This is a genomic window from Reyranella sp. (genome assembly GCF_052439685.1).
GTDB lineage: Bacteria > Pseudomonadota > Alphaproteobacteria > Reyranellales > Reyranellaceae > Reyranella.
Genome location: NZ_JBQVQG010000001.1, coordinates 80,761 through 98,023, shown reverse-complemented (window position 1 = coordinate 98,023; position 17,263 = coordinate 80,761). Strand labels below are relative to the sequence as shown.

The 17,263-nt window shown below is 65.6% G+C and carries 21 protein-coding genes; 16 read left to right on the top strand and 5 right to left on the bottom strand.

What is annotated here, in order from left to right:
* Positions 1-40 precede the first annotated feature (40 nt).
* Positions 41-496: a c-type cytochrome gene (locus ACT6UX_RS00465; protein ID WP_444773171.1), complete on the bottom strand. Its 456-nt coding sequence runs from the start codon at positions 494-496 to the stop codon at positions 41-43.
* A 201-nt stretch (positions 497-697) separates the two neighbouring features.
* Between ACT6UX_RS00465 and ACT6UX_RS00460 the strand changes: the two genes are divergently transcribed.
* The 16 genes from ACT6UX_RS00460 (at position 698) to ACT6UX_RS00385 (ending at position 14,855) form a co-directional block, all read left to right on the top strand.
* Entirely contained in the window at positions 698-1,393 is a 696-nt protein-coding gene (locus ACT6UX_RS00460; RefSeq protein WP_444773170.1) for a cytochrome b/b6 domain-containing protein, read from the top strand.
* A 78-nt stretch (positions 1,394-1,471) separates the two neighbouring features.
* The gene (locus tag ACT6UX_RS00455; protein ID WP_422010002.1) at positions 1,472-2,320 is read left to right on the top strand and encodes an AAA family ATPase; all 849 of its coding nucleotides are present in this window, start codon (positions 1,472-1,474) and stop codon (positions 2,318-2,320) included.
* A 22-nt stretch (positions 2,321-2,342) separates the two neighbouring features.
* Entirely contained in the window at positions 2,343-3,524 is a 1,182-nt protein-coding gene (locus ACT6UX_RS00450) for a vWA domain-containing protein (RefSeq protein WP_304853861.1), read from the top strand.
* The gene (locus ACT6UX_RS00445) at positions 3,416-5,242 is read left to right on the top strand and encodes a thiamine pyrophosphate-requiring protein (RefSeq protein ID WP_444773674.1); all 1,827 of its coding nucleotides are present in this window, start codon (positions 3,416-3,418) and stop codon (positions 5,240-5,242) included. Before ACT6UX_RS00450 ends, ACT6UX_RS00445 begins: the two co-directional genes overlap by 109 nt.
* Before the next feature lie 23 nt (positions 5,243-5,265).
* Complete coding sequence (locus ACT6UX_RS00440; protein WP_444773169.1) at positions 5,266-6,324, top strand: redoxin domain-containing protein; 1,059 nt, start codon at positions 5,266-5,268, stop codon at positions 6,322-6,324.
* A 392-nt stretch (positions 6,325-6,716) separates the two neighbouring features.
* Positions 6,717-7,664 carry a dipeptidase gene (locus tag ACT6UX_RS00435; RefSeq protein WP_444773168.1) on the top strand — a complete coding sequence of 316 codons (948 nt, stop codon included), beginning with the start codon at positions 6,717-6,719 and terminating at the stop codon, positions 7,662-7,664.
* A 98-nt stretch (positions 7,665-7,762) separates the two neighbouring features.
* On the top strand, positions 7,763-8,212 hold the full coding sequence (locus ACT6UX_RS00430; protein ID WP_444773167.1) for a (2Fe-2S)-binding protein: 450 nt from the start codon (positions 7,763-7,765) through the stop codon (positions 8,210-8,212).
* Positions 8,213-8,227: 15 nt separating this feature from the next.
* The gene (locus tag ACT6UX_RS00425; RefSeq protein ID WP_444773166.1) at positions 8,228-10,399 is read left to right on the top strand and encodes a molybdopterin cofactor-binding domain-containing protein; all 2,172 of its coding nucleotides are present in this window, start codon (positions 8,228-8,230) and stop codon (positions 10,397-10,399) included.
* Positions 10,399-10,692, top strand: coding sequence for a c-type cytochrome (locus ACT6UX_RS00420; protein WP_444773165.1), 294 nt, complete (start codon positions 10,399-10,401; stop codon positions 10,690-10,692). The genes ACT6UX_RS00425 and ACT6UX_RS00420 overlap by 1 nt, the downstream gene beginning before the upstream one ends.
* Positions 10,693-10,705: 13 nt before the next feature.
* Entirely contained in the window at positions 10,706-11,962 is a 1,257-nt protein-coding gene (locus ACT6UX_RS00415) for an FCSD flavin-binding domain-containing protein (protein WP_444773164.1), read from the top strand.
* Positions 11,962-12,396, top strand: coding sequence for a sulfur oxidation c-type cytochrome SoxX (gene soxX, locus ACT6UX_RS00410; RefSeq protein ID WP_444773163.1), 435 nt, complete (start codon positions 11,962-11,964; stop codon positions 12,394-12,396). Before ACT6UX_RS00415 ends, soxX begins: the two co-directional genes overlap by 1 nt.
* Positions 12,397-12,840, top strand: a complete 444-nt coding sequence (locus ACT6UX_RS00405; protein WP_444773162.1) for a SoxY-related AACIE arm protein — start codon at positions 12,397-12,399, stop codon at positions 12,838-12,840. It begins immediately after the preceding gene.
* Positions 12,840-13,160, top strand: coding sequence for a thiosulfate oxidation carrier complex protein SoxZ (gene soxZ / locus ACT6UX_RS00400; protein ID WP_444773161.1), 321 nt, complete (start codon positions 12,840-12,842; stop codon positions 13,158-13,160). Before ACT6UX_RS00405 ends, soxZ begins: the two co-directional genes overlap by 1 nt.
* Positions 13,157-13,945 carry a sulfur oxidation c-type cytochrome SoxA gene (gene soxA, locus ACT6UX_RS00395; protein WP_444773160.1) on the top strand — a complete coding sequence of 263 codons (789 nt, stop codon included), beginning with the start codon at positions 13,157-13,159 and terminating at the stop codon, positions 13,943-13,945. Before soxZ ends, soxA begins: the two co-directional genes overlap by 4 nt.
* Before the next feature lie 125 nt (positions 13,946-14,070).
* The gene (locus ACT6UX_RS00390; protein WP_444773159.1) at positions 14,071-14,343 is read left to right on the top strand and encodes a hypothetical protein; all 273 of its coding nucleotides are present in this window, start codon (positions 14,071-14,073) and stop codon (positions 14,341-14,343) included.
* Between the two features lie 32 nt (positions 14,344-14,375).
* Entirely contained in the window at positions 14,376-14,855 is a 480-nt protein-coding gene (locus ACT6UX_RS00385; RefSeq protein WP_425069362.1) for an Lrp/AsnC family transcriptional regulator, read from the top strand.
* Here the strand turns inward: ACT6UX_RS00385 and ACT6UX_RS00380 are convergent.
* The 4 genes from ACT6UX_RS00380 to ACT6UX_RS00365 are packed head-to-tail and all read right to left on the bottom strand — an operon-like array spanning position 14,833 to position 17,216.
* Positions 14,833-15,282: a DoxX family protein gene (locus ACT6UX_RS00380; RefSeq protein ID WP_444773158.1), complete on the bottom strand. Its 450-nt coding sequence runs from the start codon at positions 15,280-15,282 to the stop codon at positions 14,833-14,835. The genes ACT6UX_RS00385 and ACT6UX_RS00380 overlap by 23 nt on opposite strands.
* Positions 15,279-16,076 (bottom strand): HvfC/BufC N-terminal domain-containing protein, encoded by a 798-nt coding sequence (locus ACT6UX_RS00375; protein ID WP_444773157.1) that lies wholly within the window; start codon positions 16,074-16,076, stop codon positions 15,279-15,281. The genes ACT6UX_RS00380 and ACT6UX_RS00375 overlap by 4 nt, the downstream gene beginning before the upstream one ends.
* Positions 16,060-16,914, bottom strand: coding sequence for an MNIO family bufferin maturase (gene bufB / locus ACT6UX_RS00370; protein WP_444773156.1), 855 nt, complete (start codon positions 16,912-16,914; stop codon positions 16,060-16,062). The genes ACT6UX_RS00375 and bufB overlap by 17 nt, the downstream gene beginning before the upstream one ends.
* A gap of 11 nt (positions 16,915-16,925) precedes the next feature.
* Positions 16,926-17,216: a BufA1 family periplasmic bufferin-type metallophore gene (locus tag ACT6UX_RS00365; RefSeq protein ID WP_444773155.1), complete on the bottom strand. Its 291-nt coding sequence runs from the start codon at positions 17,214-17,216 to the stop codon at positions 16,926-16,928.
* Between the last annotated feature and the right edge of the window lie 47 nt (positions 17,217-17,263).

Below are 17,263 nucleotides of genomic sequence, written 5' to 3'. Positions count from 1 at the left end.
GACGGAAGACCGCCGCCCTGATGTACCGCAGCAGAAAGGCCTACTTGGCCTTTGCCTGGAACTTCTGGTGGCAGGCACCGCAGGTCTTGCCGGTGTCGGCAAAGGCCGTTGCCAGCGCTTCGGCATTGCCCGAGCCGGCCGCTGTCGCGAGCTTGTCGTAGGCTGCGTCGGCCGCCTTGCTGGCCGCTTCGAAGCCGGCCCAGTCGGTCCAGATGGCCGGCAGGGCTCGGGTCTCGCCCTTGTCCGAGCCGGCCGGAAACATCTTCACGAAGGATGCTTCGAGGGTCTTGAGTTTCGCGGCCTGCTCGACGGCGCCCGCGGTCGGTCCCTTGGCATCGACGATCGCCTTGATGGCGCGCATCGCGGCCGCCGTCTGCTTGCGATTGTCCTTGCGCTGCGCGATCACGTCGCCCTGGGCCATCGCGATCGTCGCGCCGCCCACCATCGCACCGGCGGCCAACGCGCCGACCAACGCTATCACCAAAGTCTTCCTCATAAGCCCATCCCCTTCGCATTCTACGGTCGCCCGGCAATTTATGCCTCGCCGACGACCTATTTGTTGCAGAGGTTGGCGCTGAAAGCGAATGGGCGTGCAGACCACGATCCATCACGACTGCGTGTGGTGGTCCCTGGTGAGTCCTTGCCTAAAGCCCCCGGGTTTCGACTATTCTGGCCCCTCGCAAGGAGATGATGACGGATGGCCGGCAAGAGCGACAAGATTCTCGTCTGGGACGTGCCCGTCCGGCTGTTCCACTGGTTGCTCGTTGCGCTGATGGCGACCTCGTATTTCAGCGGGCGCGCCGGGGGCGACTGGATGCAGCTCCATTTCTGGTCGGGCTACGCCATCCTAACCCTTTTGCTCTTTCGCCTCGTGTGGGGCTTCGTCGGCAGCACCACCGCGCGCTTCACGAGCTTCCTCAAGGGGCCCCGGGCCGCTTTCGCTCATGTCGCGCATCTGTTCCGCAAGGAGGGCCCGTGCGATGTCGGGCACAATCCGGTGGGGGGCGCCATGGTGCTCGTCCTGCTCTTCGCCGTACTGGCCCAGGTCGTGACCGGTCTCTTCAGTGCCGACACCGATACCGGCATGGTGAACGGACCTCTTGCGCTGAAGGTCGCCGACAAGTGGGTCGAGCGGGCCACCGATTTCCATGCCTGGTGGATCAACGTCCTGCTCATCCTGGTGGCGGCCCATGTCGCCGCCGTCGTCCTCTACCTCGTCTGGAAGCGGCACAATCTGATCGGCGCCATGATCACCGGTCGCAAGCGCATCGAGCAGGCGGTCGAACCGGGCGCCCCCGCACCGCGGCTCGCCTTCGCATCGAGCCGCCTTGCGATGTCTGTCCTGCTCGCCTGTGCCGCTTTGGTCTATTTCATCGTCCGCGCGGGCGGCTGACCTGGTCGGGCGGCCTTGCTGGCCTGAAACCGCCCCTCTAGGGTGGCTTTAACCACAGTGAAATTTGGATTTTGCACCATGAAATTTACCGGTACCGACTCCTACGTTGCCAGCGACGACCTGCGCGTGGCGGTGAACGCGGCGATCGCGCTGCAGCGTCCGCTGCTCATCAAGGGTGAGCCCGGCACCGGCAAGACGGTCCTCGCGCATGAAGTTGCCAAGGCGCTGAATGCGCCGATCATCGAGTGGCACATCAAGTCGACCACCAAGGCGCAGCAGGGCCTCTACGAGTACGACGCCGTCTCGCGCCTGCGCGACAGCCAGCTCGGCGACGAGCGCGTGAAGGACATCGGCAACTACATCAAGAAGGGCAAGCTGTGGGAGGGCTTTACCGCCCCGGTGCGCCCGATCCTGCTGATCGACGAGATCGACAAGGCCGACATCGAGTTCCCGAACGATCTGCTCCAGGAACTGGATCGCATGGAATTCTACGTCTACGAAACGCAGCAGACCATCAAGGCGACCGAGCGCCCGATCGTGATGATCACCTCGAACAACGAGAAGGAGCTGCCGGACGCCTTCCTGCGCCGCTGCTTCTTCCACTACATCCGCTTCCCCGATCGCGAGACCATGACGCAGATCGTCGACGTCCACTTCCCCGACCTGCAGCGCAACCTGCTGCGCGAGGCGCTGAACGTGTTCTACGACATCCGCGAAGTGCCGGGCCTCAAGAAGAAGCCGTCGACGTCCGAGCTTCTCGACTGGCTGAAGCTGCTGATGGTCGAAGACATGTCGCCCGAATCGCTGCGCTCCAAGGACTCCAAGCAGCTCATTCCGCCGCTGCATGGCGCGCTGCTCAAGAACGAACAGGACGTGCATCTGTTCGAGCGTCTGGCGTTCATGGCGCGGCGGGAGCAGCGCCAGTAATCACTGCTGAGAGGAGGACGCGATGTTCATCAACTTCTTCCTCGAGCTGCGCAACGCCAAGCTGCCGGTTTCCATCAAGGAATATCTCTCCCTGATGGATGCGATGGACAAGGGAGTCGCCGACTACAGCGTCGACGACTTCTACTATCTGTCGCGCGCCGCGCTGGTGAAGGACGAGCGCAACCTCGACAAGTTCGACCGCGTGTTCGGCACCGTCTTCAAGGGGCTCGAGGCGTTGCCCCCCGAGGGCGTGGCAGCCGAGATCCCCGAGGAATGGCTGCGCAAGCTGGCCGAGAAGCTTCTCACCGAAGAGGAGAAGAAGCAGATCGAGTCGATGGGCGGCTGGGAGAAGCTCATGGAGACGCTCAAGAAGCGTCTCGAGGAGCAGCAGAAGCGGCACCAGGGCGGCAGCAAGTGGATCGGCACCGCCGGCACCTCGCCGTTCGGTGCCTACGGCTTCAATCCCGAGGGCGTGCGCATCGGCCAGGACAAAGGCCGCGAGGGCCGCGCCGTCAAGGTGTGGGACAAGCGCGAGTACAAGAACCTCGACGACACGGTCGAGATCGGCACGCGCAACATCAAGATCGCGCTGCGCCGCCTGCGCAAGTTCGCGCGCGAGGGTGCCGAGGTCGAGCTCGACATGCCCGACACGATCCGGTCGACGGCGCGCAATGCCGGCTACCTCGACATCAAGATGGTGCCGGAGCGGCGGAACAAGGTGAAGCTGCTGATCCTGTTCGACATCGGCGGTTCGATGGATGCGCATATTCGCGTCTGCGAGGAGCTGTTCTCGGCGGCCCGCTCGGAGTTCAAGCACCTCGAATTCTTCTACTTCCACAACTGCCTCTACGAGAAGCTGTGGAAGGACAACCGCCGCCGTCACGTCGACACCTTCTCGACGGCCCAGATGCTCCATACCTATCCGCCCGACTACAAGGTGCTGTTCGTCGGCGACGCCTCGATGAGCCCCTATGAGATCGCCTATCCCGGCGGCTCGGTGGAGCACTGGAACGAGGAAGCGGGCCAGGTCTGGATCCAACGCGTTGCCGATACCTATCGCAGCATGGCGTGGCTGAACCCGGTGCCAGAGCGGCACTGGAGCTACACGCCGTCGATCCAGCTGCTGCAGCAGCTGACCAGCAATCGCATGTTCCCGCTCACCCTGGGCGGCCTCGACAGCGCGATGAAGGAACTGAACAAGTAGACGAGCGCTCGGCGCGCGCCACTGCGAGCGGAGTAACCTCCGCTCTTAAGTGGCGCGCCCCCCGACCAGAGGGAGAAACGAAGATGAAGACCGGCCCGGCCGTCGCGGAAATCCTGAAGCGCGAGGGGGTCGAGTATCTCTTCGCCTATCCCGTCAACCATCTGATCGAACACTGTGCCGCGATCGACATCCGGCCGATCATCGTACGCCAGGAGCGTATCGGCCTGCACATGGCCGACGCCATGTCGCGCATGACCAAGGGCCGCAAGATGGGCGTGTTCTGCATGCAGAGCGGTCCGGGCTCCGAAAACGCCTATGGCGGCGTGGCCCAGGCCTACGGTGAATCGGTGCCGCTGCTGGTCATTCCGGCCGGCTATCCGCGCCGCATCGCGCACGTGCCGCCGAACTTCAACTCGACCATCACCATGGCGCATGTCGCCAAGCATGCCGAGCCCATTACCTCGGGCGCCGACATCGAGAACGTCATGCGCCGGGCCTTCAGCCTTCTGCGCAACGGCCGCGGATCGCCGGTGATCATCGAGTTCCCGGCCGAGGCCAATGGCGAGGACGCGCCCGATCCGCTGACTTACGAGCCGATCAAGCCGACGCGTTACGGCCCCGATCCGGCTGCCGTGAAGGAAGCCGCCAGGGTGCTGGTCGAGGCCAGGCGCCCCGTCATCTATGCCGGCCACGGCGTGCACTGGGCCGAGGCCTATGACGAGCTGAAGGAACTGGCCGAGTTGCTGGCGATTCCCGTCTGCACGTCGCTGCAGGGCAAGAGCAGCTTCGACGAGACCCATCCGCTCTCGCTGGGCTCAGGCGGCCGCGCCTATCCGCGGCAGGTCCGCCACTTCCTCGACAAGTGCGACGTGCTGTTCGGCATCGGCTGCTCCTTCACCGAGACCAACTTCGGCATCTCGATGCCGAAGGGCAAGACGGTGATCCACACCACGCTCGATCCCAACCACCTGAACAAGGACGTGCGCTGCCAGTACGGCCTGATCGGCGACGCCAAGCTCGCGCTGCGCGCCATGATCGACGAGTGCAGCAAGCTGGTCGGGGCTAAGAAGCGCGATGCCGCGCCGGTCGTGGCTGAGATCAAGCCGATCGCCGACGAGTGGCTGAAGGAGTGGATGCCCAAGCTCACCAACAACGAGGCGCCGCTCAATCCCTACCGCGTGCTCTGGGACCTGCAGCACACGGTCGACAAGGCCAATACCATCATCACCCACGACGCCGGCAGCCCACGCGACCAGCTCTCGCCGTTCTGGAAGACGACCGCGCCGCACACCTACATCGGCTGGGGCAAGACCACGCAGCTGGGCTACGGGCTCGGCCTCGCCATGGGCGCCAAGCTCGCTTGCCCCGACAAGCTCTGCATCAATGTCTGGGGCGATGCCGCGATCGGCTTCACCGGCATGGATTTCGAGACGGCGGTGCGCGAGCGCATTCCGATCATGTCGATCCTGCTCAACAACTTCTCGATGGCGATCGAGCTGCACATCATGAAGGTGTCGACCGAGAAGTACCGTTCGACCGACATCTCGGGCGACTACGCCGCCATGGCGCGGGCCTTCGGCGGCTATGGCGAGCGCATCACCAGGCCGGAGGACATCATCCCGGCGATCAAGCGCGGCATCGAGCAGACCCAGAAGGGCGTGCCGGTGCTGCTGGAGTTCATCACCTCGAAGGAAGTGACGATCTCGACGCCCAAGTGAGTCGGAAAGGGAGGCTGGCTGCGATGACGAAAATCCTGACGCCCACGGGTGAGCACGACGTCGCGGTGCATGACGGCCTCTGGATCAGTCCCGTCGATGCCGAGAGGGTCACGGGTTGGACGCTGAAGCCGGAAGGCATGTGTCGCGACGATCTGTGCGTTCCGCTGCCCGCTTCCACGCTCGCGCCCAATGAGGTCGACCTCGAAGCCTTCTGGAAGAAGCTGGGCGGTCCGGTGGTCGCGAGCGAAGCGCGCGACGTGTGGGCACTGGGCGCGCCAGCCGAGGAGCGCAACGCCGCATTCGAAGGGCTCGGGGCGCCGGACTTCACCTTGCCGGACCTCGATGGCGTGCCGCGTTCGCTGTCGCAGTTGCGCGGGCGGAAAGTGTTCCTTGCCACCTGGGCCAGTTGGTGAGGCTGCCGCTTTGACTTGCCCGTGTGGCAGGCCCTCTACGAAGAACTGAAGGACAAGGGGTTCATGGTCGTGGCCGTGGCGCAGGAAAGCCGCGGCGCCGAGCATGCGCGTCCGTGGATCGAGCAGGCGAAGTCGTCCTACTGGCAGTTGATCGACACCGAGCATCGGCTCGAGGACCTCTACAATCTCGTGAACGTGCCGCAGGCGATCTGGATCGACGAGGAGGGCCGGATCGCACGGCCGCCCGAGACGGCGGGCTCGACCGATCATTTCCGGCGCATGGATCTCACGACGCGCACCATGACTCCGGAGGATCAGGCCGAGCGCCTGGCGGCGCGGCAGGCCTATCTCGACGCGGTGCGCGCCTGGGTCGCGACCGGCGCGCATGCGTTGCCGGCCGACGAAGCGCGCGCGGGCCTGCCGAAGGTCACGGTCGAAATCGCCGAAGCGCGGACACGTTTCCGACTGGGGCTTTGGCTGCGCGCGAACGGCCGCGCGGCCGAAGGCGACCTGCAGATGGCGGAGGCGAGCCGCCTGCATCCCGAATCGTGGAGCCTGTGGCGCCAGGCGGCCGACCTCGACGAGGTCGGAAAGGCTTCGGGTCTGGAGTTCTGGAAGCGCGTACAGGCGCTTGGCGATCGCCCCTATTATCCGCCGGCCAAACTGTAGAGCCGCCGATGCGCCTCTCGTGGACCGACCTCGGGAAGCCGCGCGCTGACAGAGCACACGGCAAGCGCGTCGAGATCACGGGCTTCGCCCTCGGCTCGCGCGCGTGGGGCGACACTGCTGGCTTCCTGATGATGGCGGAACCTGGCTGCTGCCAGGGTTGTGTGCCCAACAACCCGCTGGCGGTCGTCGAAGTACTCACCCGACAGCCGATGAAGATCGCCAACGGTGCGCTGCGGCTGAGCGGCACGTGGCACGTATCGTCCGATGCCAAGGGCTGGCGCTTCCAGTTGCATGAAGCTGAGCCGGTGAAGGGCGTAACGCGCCGAGCCTTGATCGCCTCGAGCCCGCTCTTCTGCCTGCCAGTGCCTGCGATGGCCCAGGCGACGGAGGGCATGGCCGTCGACCTCCACAGTCACGCCGGCAACTTGACGCAGATGAGCTTCGGTCGCGGTTTTTCCTCGGCCGTCGCCGATCCGATGCGGCAGGGCGGCGTGTCGGTCATATCGCTGGCCGTCGTTTCCGATTCACCCATCATCAAACTTACTGGCGGGCGCCTCAGGCCCGGTCGCGATCCTCATCCGGGCGAGCTCTACGCATTCAGCCAACGCGCCTTCCCGGCGCTCCATGCGCTGGCGCGCGAACAGGGGATGCCGATCATCCGGACCTCGGCAGAGCTGCGGACGGCGCGGGCGGGCCGGCCTTCGCTGATCGTCGCGTCGGAGGGCGCCGATTTCCTCGAGGGCCGGATCGAAAGACTCGACGAAGCGTATCAGCGCTGGGCGCTGCGTCATCTGCAGCTCACGCACTACCGGCCCAACGAGCTCGGCGACATCCAGACCGAGCCCAGCGTGCATGACGGGCTAACGGCATTTGGCGCCGACGTGATTCGTCGCTGTAATGCACTGGGTATCGTGGTCGATGTCGCGCACGCCACCTTCGAGGGCGTGAAGAAGGCGGCTGCGGCCACGACCAAACCGCTCGTCCTCTCGCACACTTCGCTCACCACTCGCCCCGCTGCCTGGACGCGGCGGATTCTGCCGGACCACGCGAAGGCCGTCGCCGCAACGGGCGGGATCATCGGCATCTGGCCCGTCGCCGGCTATTTCCCCAATATTGTCACCTATGCGACCGATGGCTTCGCAAAGATGGTCGATGTCGTCGGCATCGATCATGTCGGCCTCGGCACCGATCAGCTCGGCCTTCTCGGAGCGAGCGCGATGCCGAGCTATGCCGATCTGCCCCAATTGGCAGCCGCCCTGCGCACGAAATTCAACGAAGAAGAGACGGCAAAACTGCTGGGCGGCAATTTCCGCCGCGTGTTCGAAGCCAGCGTGGGCTGACTGCCATCACACCTCCGTGAATGCAGCTTGTCTGTCAGGCGGTCGAGCGCGCGCTGGGCTAGGCTATTTCCACATTTCCTGAACAACGGGAGGCTGGGATGGCTGTCCTCAACATCAACGGCAAGGCGGTCGAATACACTGCCGGTCCGGAAACGCCACTTCTCTGGGTGCTGCGCGAACAGCTTGGGCTGACCGGCACCAAGTATGGCTGCGGCATCGCGCAGTGCGGTTCGTGCACGGTCCATATCGACGGGGCGCCCGTCCGGTCGTGCAGCATTCCCGTGAATGCCGTCGGCACGCAGAAGGTCGTCACCATCGAAGCGGTCGCTGAGAACGGCATGCTGAACAAGATACAGAAAGCCTGGGTCGAACTCGACGTGCCCCAGTGCGGCTACTGCCAGAGCGGCATGGTCATGGCGGCAACGGCGCTGCTCGCCGCCAAGCCCAACCCGACCGATGCCGACATCGACGAGGCGATGACCAACATCTGCCGCTGTGGCACCTACCAGCAGGTCCGCGCCGCCATCCACGCCGCCGCCAAGGCCTAAGGGGAGGGACGTATCATGACGATCCAGACTTCGCTCGGCCGTCGCGGCTTCCTGATCAGCGGCGCTGCTGTCGCCGGTGGCTTCTCGCTCGGCTTCCACTTGCCTTTCGACGAAAACGTGGCGCATGCCCAGTCCGTCAAGGAGCTGAATGCCTGGGTGGTCATCCATCCCGACGACAAGGTGGTGATCCGCGTCGCCCGCTCCGAGATGGGGCAGGGCACACTCACCGGCCTCTGCCAGCTCGTGGCCGAGGAACTCGACTGCGACTGGAACAAGGTGTCCTGGGAATATCCGACGCCCGGCGAGAACCTGAAGCGCAACCGCGTCTGGAAGAACTTCTCGACCGGCGGCAGCCGCGGCATCCGCGAGAGCCAGCAATATGTCCGCGAGGGCGGCGCCATTGCCCGAGAGATGTTGATCGCCGCCGCGGCGAAGCAATGGAGCGTGCCGGCCGCCGAATGCAGCGCGGCCAACAGCACCATCACGCACAAGGCGTCGGGCAAGACGCTGACCTATGGCGCGGTCGCGGCGGCAGCGGCGCAGCTCGAGCCGCCGAAGGACGTGAAGCTCAAGGACCCGAAGGACTGGAAGATCGCCGGCAAGCCGCTCAAGCGGCTCGACACGGTCGACAAGGTCACGGGCAAGCAGATGTACGGCATGGACTACACGATGCCGGGCCTGCTCAACGCGACCGTGCGCGCTTGCCCGGTGATCGGCGGCAAGCTCAAGGACTTCGATGCCAGCAAGGCCGAGAAGATGCCGGGCGTGAAGAAGATCTTCGCGATCGACGGGAACGCCGTCGTGGTCGTGGCCGACACCTACTGGCAGGCCAAGACAGCGCTCGACGCCGTCACGACGAACTGGAACGTCGGTGATCTCGGCAAGGTCTCGACCGAGACGATCAAGGCCACGCTGAAGGAGGGCCTCGACGCCAAGGAAGCCTTCGTCGGCAACAAGGCGGGCGATGCCCAGAAGGCGATCGAGGGGGCCGCCAAGAAGGTCGAGGCCGTCTACAGCTTCCCCTACCAGCACCATGTCACCATGGAGCCGATGAACGCCACGGCGCGCTTCACGCCGGAGAAGTGCGAGGTCTGGTGCGGCACGCAGAACGGCGAGGCCGCGCTCGCCGCGGCGTCGGAAGCGGCCGGCCTGCCGATCGCCAAGTGCGAGGTCTACAAGCTCATGCTGGGTGGCGGCTTCGGCCGGCGCGGTCGCTCCGACTATGTGCGGCAGGCCGTGCTCGCGGCCAAGGAGATGCCCGGCACGCCGATCAAGCTCATCTGGTCGCGCGAAGAGGACATGACGCACTGCCAGTACCATCCCACGACGATGGCCAAGATGACGGCCGGGCTCGACGCCCAGGGCAACCTGGTCGGCCTGCACGTCCGGATCTCGGGCCAGTCGATCCTCGCCTCGCTGCTGCCGCAGAACCTCGTGAACGGCATGGATCCCGCCACTTTCCAGGGGTTCATGCAGTCCGGTGTCGAGGCGGCCTACGGCTACGACATCCCGAACCTCATGATCGATCATGCCATGCGCAATCCGCACATCACGGCGGGCTTCTGGCGCGGCGTAAACGTGAACCAGAACGCCGTCTACATGGAATGCTTCATGGACGAGCTGGCGGCGGCAGCGGGCCAGGATCCGCTGGCCTATCGCCTGAAGTATCTGAAGCCCAAGTGGGCGGCGGTGCTGAAGGCCGCCTGCGACAGAGCGGGCTACGGCAAGCCGCTGCCCGAGGGCCGCTTCCATGGCATCTCGCAAGTCATGGGCTATGGGAGCTACGTCGCCGGCGTCGCCGAGGTTTCGGTGAGTCCCGATGGCCAGCTCAAGATCCACAAGATCACGGCGGCCACCAACCCGGGCCATGTGGTCAATCCGGCGCAGATCGACCGCCAGGTCGCGGGCTCGTTCGTCTATGGCCTGTCGGCAGCCTTGTACGGCGAGATCACCGTGAAGGACGGCGCGGTCGAGCAGACCAACTTCGACAGCTACAACGTGATGCGCATCGACGAGATGCCCGACGTCGAGACGGTCCTGGTGCCGACCCACGACTTCTGGGGCGGCGTCGGCGAGCCGACCATCGCGGTCGCGGCGCCCGCGGTGTTGAACGCGATCGCCAAGGCGACGGGCAAACGGGTGCGCAACCTGCCGCTGATGAACAATGACCTGAAGAAGGGCGCCTGATGCATCGAGCGCTGCTGCCGGGCCTGGCCAGCATGATCCTGCTGGCCAGCCCGGCAACGGCGGCTGATGCGCCGCCGGGCGCCAGCTCGTGCACTGGCTGTCATGCCCCGAAGAAGGTGGCGGATTCGGTGATCCCGCGCATTGCCGGCCGCAAGACCGAGGACATCGTCACCTTCATGCGCGAATATCGCAGCGGCGCCTGGCCCTCGAGCGTGATGGGCCGCATCGCCAAAGGTTTCGACGATGCGCAGACCGAGGCCATCGCGGCCTGGTTCGCCGCGCAGCCGGAATAGGGACGCAGCAGGCATGGCGACGCGCCGTCATTTCCTGAAGATCACCGCTGCGGCAGGGCTCGCGCCTGCCGTCGTCTCGGCGCAGCGCAAGGCCAGGGTCGTGGTGATCGGCGGCGGCTTCGGTGGCGCCACCGCGGCGCGCACGGTGAAGGTCCTGCAGCCGGCGCTCGACGTCACCCTGGTCGAGCCCAATCCCGTCTACACCTCCTGTCCCTTCAGCAATTCCGTGCTCGCGAACCTGCGCGAAATCGACCAGCAGCAGTTCCGGTACGACGGCATCAAGAGCGCTGGCGTCACCGTTGCCGAGACAAGGGCAACCGTGGTCGATCCAGAGGCCAAGACGGTAACGCTGGCCGACGGCAACAAGCTTTCCTACGACCGGCTGATCATGTCCCCCGGCATCGATTTCAACTGGAACGCCATTCCCGGCTACGACGAGTCTGCGTCCGAGAAGATGCCACACGCCTGGAAGGCCGGGGCGCAAACCGTACTTCTGCGGCGGCAGCTTCAGGCGATGGACGATGGCGGGCTGGTCGTCCTGTCGGCACCGGCCAATCCTTTCCGTTGCCCTCCCGGGCCCTACGAACGCGCCAGCCTGATCGCCTACTGGCTGAAGGTCTGGAAGCCGAAATCCAAGCTGTTGCTACTCGATTCCAAGGATGCCTTCTCCAAGCAGCGCCTGTTCCAGAACGGCTGGGCCGAGCTCTACCCGGGCACGATCGAGTGGGTGCCGCTCAGCCAGGGCGGCAAAGTAATTTCGGTCGATCCCACGACCCTGACGCTCACGACGGAGTTCGGGGCGCACAAGGCCACGGTGGCCAACGTGATCCCGCCGCAGAAGGCCGGCGCCATCGCAGCCCAGGCAGGTGTTGCCGACCGTACCGGCTGGTGCCCGGTCGAGCCCGTCGCCTTCGAATCGACCCTGCGGCCCAATATCCACGTACTGGGCGATGCGGCGATCATGGGCGGCATGCCCAAGTCGGCCTTCGCGGCCAATGCCCAGGCCAAGGTCTGCGCCGCTGCGATTGTGAAGCTGTTGGCCGGCGACAAGCCGCAGGATCCGATCCTGATCAACACCTGCTACAGTCTTGTCGCGGCCGACTACGGTATCTCGATCGCCGGCGTCTATCGCCCCGACAAGGGCCAGCTTACCGACATTCCCGGCGCTGGCGGCACCAGTCCCCTCGTGGCCGTGGGCGGCCTGCGCGGCCAGGAGGCGCTCTACGCGTCGAGCTGGTTCCGCACCCTCACCGCCGAGACGTTCGGCTGATGCGCAGCCTCGTCGCCCTCGCTCTGGCGCTCCTGGCCTGTCCTGCCACGGCGCAACAGGTCGATCCCCAGATCGTCGGCGATTCGATCCCGCACTCGCTCACGGGGCAGCCGGGCGATGCGGCGCGTGGCCGGGGGATCGTCGCCAACCGCAGCGTCGGCCTCTGCCTGCTCTGCCACTCCGGTCCGATCGCCGAGGAGCGCTTCCAGGGCGACCTCGCGCCCAGCCTCGCCCGCGCGGGCTCGCGCTGGTCGGAAGGGCAGCTGCGCCTGCGGATCGTCGATGGGTCGCGTCTCAATGCCGACACGATCATGCCGGCCTATTACCGGACCCGGGGCCTGCACCGGATCGCCCGCAACTTCGAGGGCAAGACGATCCTGACCGCCACACAGGTCGAGGATGTCGTGGCCTATCTCGTCACGCTGAAGGATTGAATGGATCGACGTCTTTTCCTTGCCGGCACTGCCGCGATCGTCGTCCTGCCGCTCGGCCCCGCGGCCGCGACGCCCGATGCCATGGCCGAGGCGATCAAGAAGGTCATCGGGAACGCCACCCCGACAGAAGGCAGGATCAAGCTCGACGTGCCGCCGTTGGTCGAGAACGGCAGCACCGTGTCGCTAACCGTTTCGGTCGAAAGCCCGATGACGGAAGCCGACCATGTGAAGGCGATCCATGTCTTCAACGAGAAGAACCCGCAGCCCAATGTCTTTTCCGCGCGTCTCGGCCCGCGCAACGGCAAGGCGATCATGGGCACGCGCATCAAGCTCGGCGACAGCCAGCGGATCGTGGCGATCGCCGAGACCAGCGACGGCAAGTTCTGGAGCGCCGGCGCCGACGTGATCGTGACCCTGGCCGCCTGCCTCGAGGAGTCGCCCTGATGTCGAACATCCTCGTGAACGCGCCGAAGACCGCCAAGCGTGGCGACGTCGTCGAGATCAAGGCGCTGATCATGCATCCGATGGAGACCGGCTTCCGGCCCGGCCCGAACGGCCGCATCATCCCGCGCAACATCATCGAGCGTTTCACCGCAACCTGGAACGGCGCCGAGATCTTCGCGATGGACATGTCGCCGGCGATCGCCGCCAATCCCTTCGTGTCTTTTTTTGCCCGGGCGAACGACAGCGGCACGGTTGTCCTGCGCTGGACCGGCGACGAAGGCTTCGCCGCCGAGCATCGGGTCGACATCGCCGTCGAATGACGAGGCAATTCCTCGTCATCGGGCTCGGCCTGGTATTTGCGACCTCCTACGCGGTGGCCCAGGTCGGCAGCCAATCCGGTGCCGACAAACGGAGGTCTGGCTATCAGGACATGAGTGAGGCGTTGCAGAAGATGCAGGACGACGACACGGCCAATCCCGGCATGCTATTCGTTCAGCTCGGTGGCCAGCTCTGGGCAAAGGCCGCGGGCGTCTCGAACAAATCCTGTGCCGACTGCCATGGTGCTGATGCCACCACCATGAAGGGCACTGCCACCCGCTATCCGGCGATCCCGCAAAGGGGCGACCGGCCGGTCGATCTCGAAGGCCGCATCAACCTCTGCCGCATGGAGCATCAGAAGGCCGAGCCGCTGCCGCCCGAGAACCGCGACCTGCTGGCGCTCGCCGCCTTTGTCGCGCACCAGTCGCGCGGCCTGCCCATCGCGCCGCCCGACGACCCGCGCCTCGAAGCCTTTCGCGCGCAAGGAGCGGAGATCTATCGCCGCCGGCAGGGCCAGCTCAATCTCTCCTGCGCGATCTGCCATGACGACAATGCCGGAAAGAAGCTCGCGGGCATCGCCATTCCGGAGGCCCATCCCACGGGCTATCCCATCTATCGGCTGGAGTGGCAGGCGCTGGGCTCTCTCAAGCGGAGGCTGCGCAACTGCCTCGTCGGCATCCGCGCCGCAGCCTGGCCGCTCGACTCACCCGAATACACGGCCCTTGAGCTCTATCTGATGGAGCGGGCCAAGGGGCTGAAGCTGGAGACGCCGGCCGTTCGGCCCTGAAAGGGGCCATGCCGGGAAAATATTCTCCCAAGGACGCGTGCTGGAGCTGTTCCTGTCATTGCGGCCGCCCGATTCGACCGACCGTTTCATTGCTGCAGTAGCGAACGCGCCCGTACAGTTCCGGCATGCTCAGCTTTGCCAGCACCCTCGTCGCCCGGGCGGCGCGCCTGCTCCAGGCGGCCTACGAAGAGCCTGCCCTCTGGACGATCTCCGCGCAGGGGCGCGTCGTGGGCACGCTGATGTGCGAGGCCGGCGCGTGGCGTCTGTCCTGGTTTGATGGGGCGCCGCCCCGGCTCGTGAATTATGCAGGGCCCGTGGATGGCGATGTCGAGGCGATCGCCATCGTGCTCTCCGAGCGGCTGGGCGCGCCGGTGCGCCTGGAGTCGCTTCCGGTCTAGACTGGCCACACCGCGTTGACGGATTGATGAACATGGATGCCATCGACAAGAAGATCGTGGCGCTCCTCCAGGAGGATGCGAGCCTTTCGCTGGCGCAGATCGCCCATCGGGTCGGTCTTTCGCAAAGCCCCTGCTGGAAGCGCATCCAGCGGCTGGAGAAGTCAGGCGTCATCCTGAAGCGGGTGGCGCTGATCTCGCCCGAGTCGATCGGCGTGGGATTGACCGTGTTCGTTTCGATCGAGACCGGCGACCATTCCTCGGCCTGGCTCTCCAAGTTCGCCAGCACGGTCACGGCGATGCCCGAGGTCATGGAGTTCCATCGCATGGCGGGCGACATCGATTACATGCTGCGCGTCGCGGTTCCCGACATGCAGGCCTACGATCTGTTCTACAAGAAGCTGATCGACACGATGCCGCTCAAGAACGTGACCTCGCGCTTCTCCATGGAGCGCGTGAAGTCGACGACGGCCTATCCGATCGTCTCCGATCTCAAGCCCGTCCGTAAGCGCTAGGCATCTCGCGCGCGAAGAGGAGGCGGTCGAGCGCCAGCCTGCCCGGCCCGAACTTGGCGAGATAGAGCAGCGCCACCGCCCAGACCCCATGCGAGTCGAAGGCGTTGGGATAGACGAAGACCTCGATCACCAGGGTCATGCACAGCAGGGCCAGCGCCGCCGGTCGCGTGAACAGGCCGAGGAACAGCAGGATCGGCAGGCCGAGCTCCGCGCCCGTCGCAAGATAGGAAGCGAGCTCGGGCGAAAGCAGCGGTAGCCTGTACTCTTCACGAAACAGCGTGAGAGTGGTGCCGTCGGCCCAGCCGTCGAGCTTCAGCAGGCCCGAGCGCAGGAAGATCGTGCCGACGGAGAGGCGGGCGAGGAGGGCCAGCAGCTCGTGCGGGATGCGCGACAGCAGCGAGTCGAGACGCCAGAGCAGAGCGATCATGAAGACGATCCTTGGGACAGGATTGCGACGGCGCCGGCGCTGAACAGAGTCGACAGTGCCGTGGCGAGATCGAAACCCTCTTGGGTGCGGGATACCGCGTCGGCGGCAGCGCCCAGCGCAATCTCCTGCGCCAGTGCGGCCACCAGCAGGTCGGTGCCCGGCGGAAGCCGTTGGACGAGCACGTCGAGATGGGGCCGCGTCACCAGCGCCGTCTCACCCGTCCAGTCGGCTGCCGGCGCCTCGGGCGTCGCGTCATAGGTATTCGTGGTCCAGACAGAGACGATGGGCCACGGCGAGGCGATGACGGCCATGGCGGGATGCAGGCCGATCCTCACGGAGCCCAGCGCTTCCGGAGGCAGCTCCGCGAGCTGGGCGAGGTCGGCGGGATCAGTGTCGGCGCTGTGAAAGGCGACGTGACGCGCCCATTCCAGCCGGGCGATGTCGGGCAAGTAAGGCAGGCTGGCCGCCGGATCGAATCGCTCGAGAAAGGTCGCGAAGGCGGCGCCATACTCGGCGAGGACGGGCGAGCGCGGCGGATGGCGCTCGATGAAGACCAGCGCCATGGCGGTGAAGAAATCATCGCCGACCAGACGTGCCACTACCGGAAACCGTGCCGCCAGGGCGGCGGCCAGACTGGCCTTCACGTTGTTGCGGTAGACGCCGAATCGCCGCTCGTGATTGGACCGGACCTCGCGTCGGATGCCAGCGGGCACCGAAAGACGGCTCTGCAGAACGGCTCCGGTAAAACGGTGCTGCAGGTCGGCGAGAGCGGCGCCGTCAGGCTGCGCGGGCATCGAGCCCTCCGGCGGTCTGCAGAAGCGACTGGGCCTGGCGGACTTCGGCCTCGAGGTCGGGCCAGGCGGGCACGTCGGAGTCCCACTCGATCAGCGTGGGGTGGGCGCCCCGGCGCGCGATTACGTCCTGAAAGAGGGACCAGACCTGCGGAGAGACGGTCCGATCGTGCGTATCCACGAGCAGCGTCTCGCCGCCGCTTTCGAGTACGGCGTGACCGGCGAGATGGATCTCGCCGACATGCTCATGCGGAAAGCTTGCGAGATAGGTGTGTGGATCGAAACCGTGATTGGCCGCGGAGACCACGACGTTGTTGATGTCGAGCAGCAATCCGCAGCCGCTGCGCTGGGCCAGCGCGCGCAGGAAATCCGTCTCCGGCATTTCTTCCCCGTCGAAGCGAAGATAGGTCGAGGGATTTTCGATGAGGAGGCGCCTTCCGAGCACCGTCTGGGCCTCGTCGACATGGCGTGTCACCAGAGACAAGGTGGCTTCCGTGTATGGAAGCGGCAGGAGATCGTTGAGAAAGGTCCCGTCGTGGGTCGACCAGGCGAGATGCTCCGAGACGATGGCGGGCTGGTAGCGCTCCACCACAGTCTTCAGGCGGGCGAGATGGCCGGGCGCCATGCCGTCGGCCGATCCGATCGACAGACCCACGCCGTGGATCGACAGCGGATAGAGCGCGCGGACACGCTCCAGGAAGTGATGCGGCGGACCGCCGGCTCCCATGTAGTTCTCGGCATGGACCTCGAACCAGCCGATATCGGGCCGGGCTTCGAGAATGTGCCGCTGGTGTTCGGACTTCAGCCCGGCACCGGCACGAAGCAGGCGATCCGCCGTCACGACGAGGCCCCTTACATGGGCGTCAGGGCGCCCTTGCGCTTCATGCCGTCCTTGAGGGTGACCTCCATGGTGGCGCAGGAGCCTTTGGCCACGTACTTCCAGGCCTTGGCGTCGTAGTCGGCCTTGGACTGGCCGGCGCAGGAATTGTTGCCGGTGGCCGCACAATCGTTCTTGCCCGCCATCGAGACGCCGTAGCACTTCTCCTTGTCGGTGTTGGCGGTCTGGGCGCTGGCGCCGGTCGACATCAGGGCGGCAGCAGCGACGGCGGCGGCAAGGGCTGCCGTGGTGGTACGATTGATCATGAAGTCCTCCGGGCTCTTGAGCCAATCTCGGCTCGCAAGAGGTCATT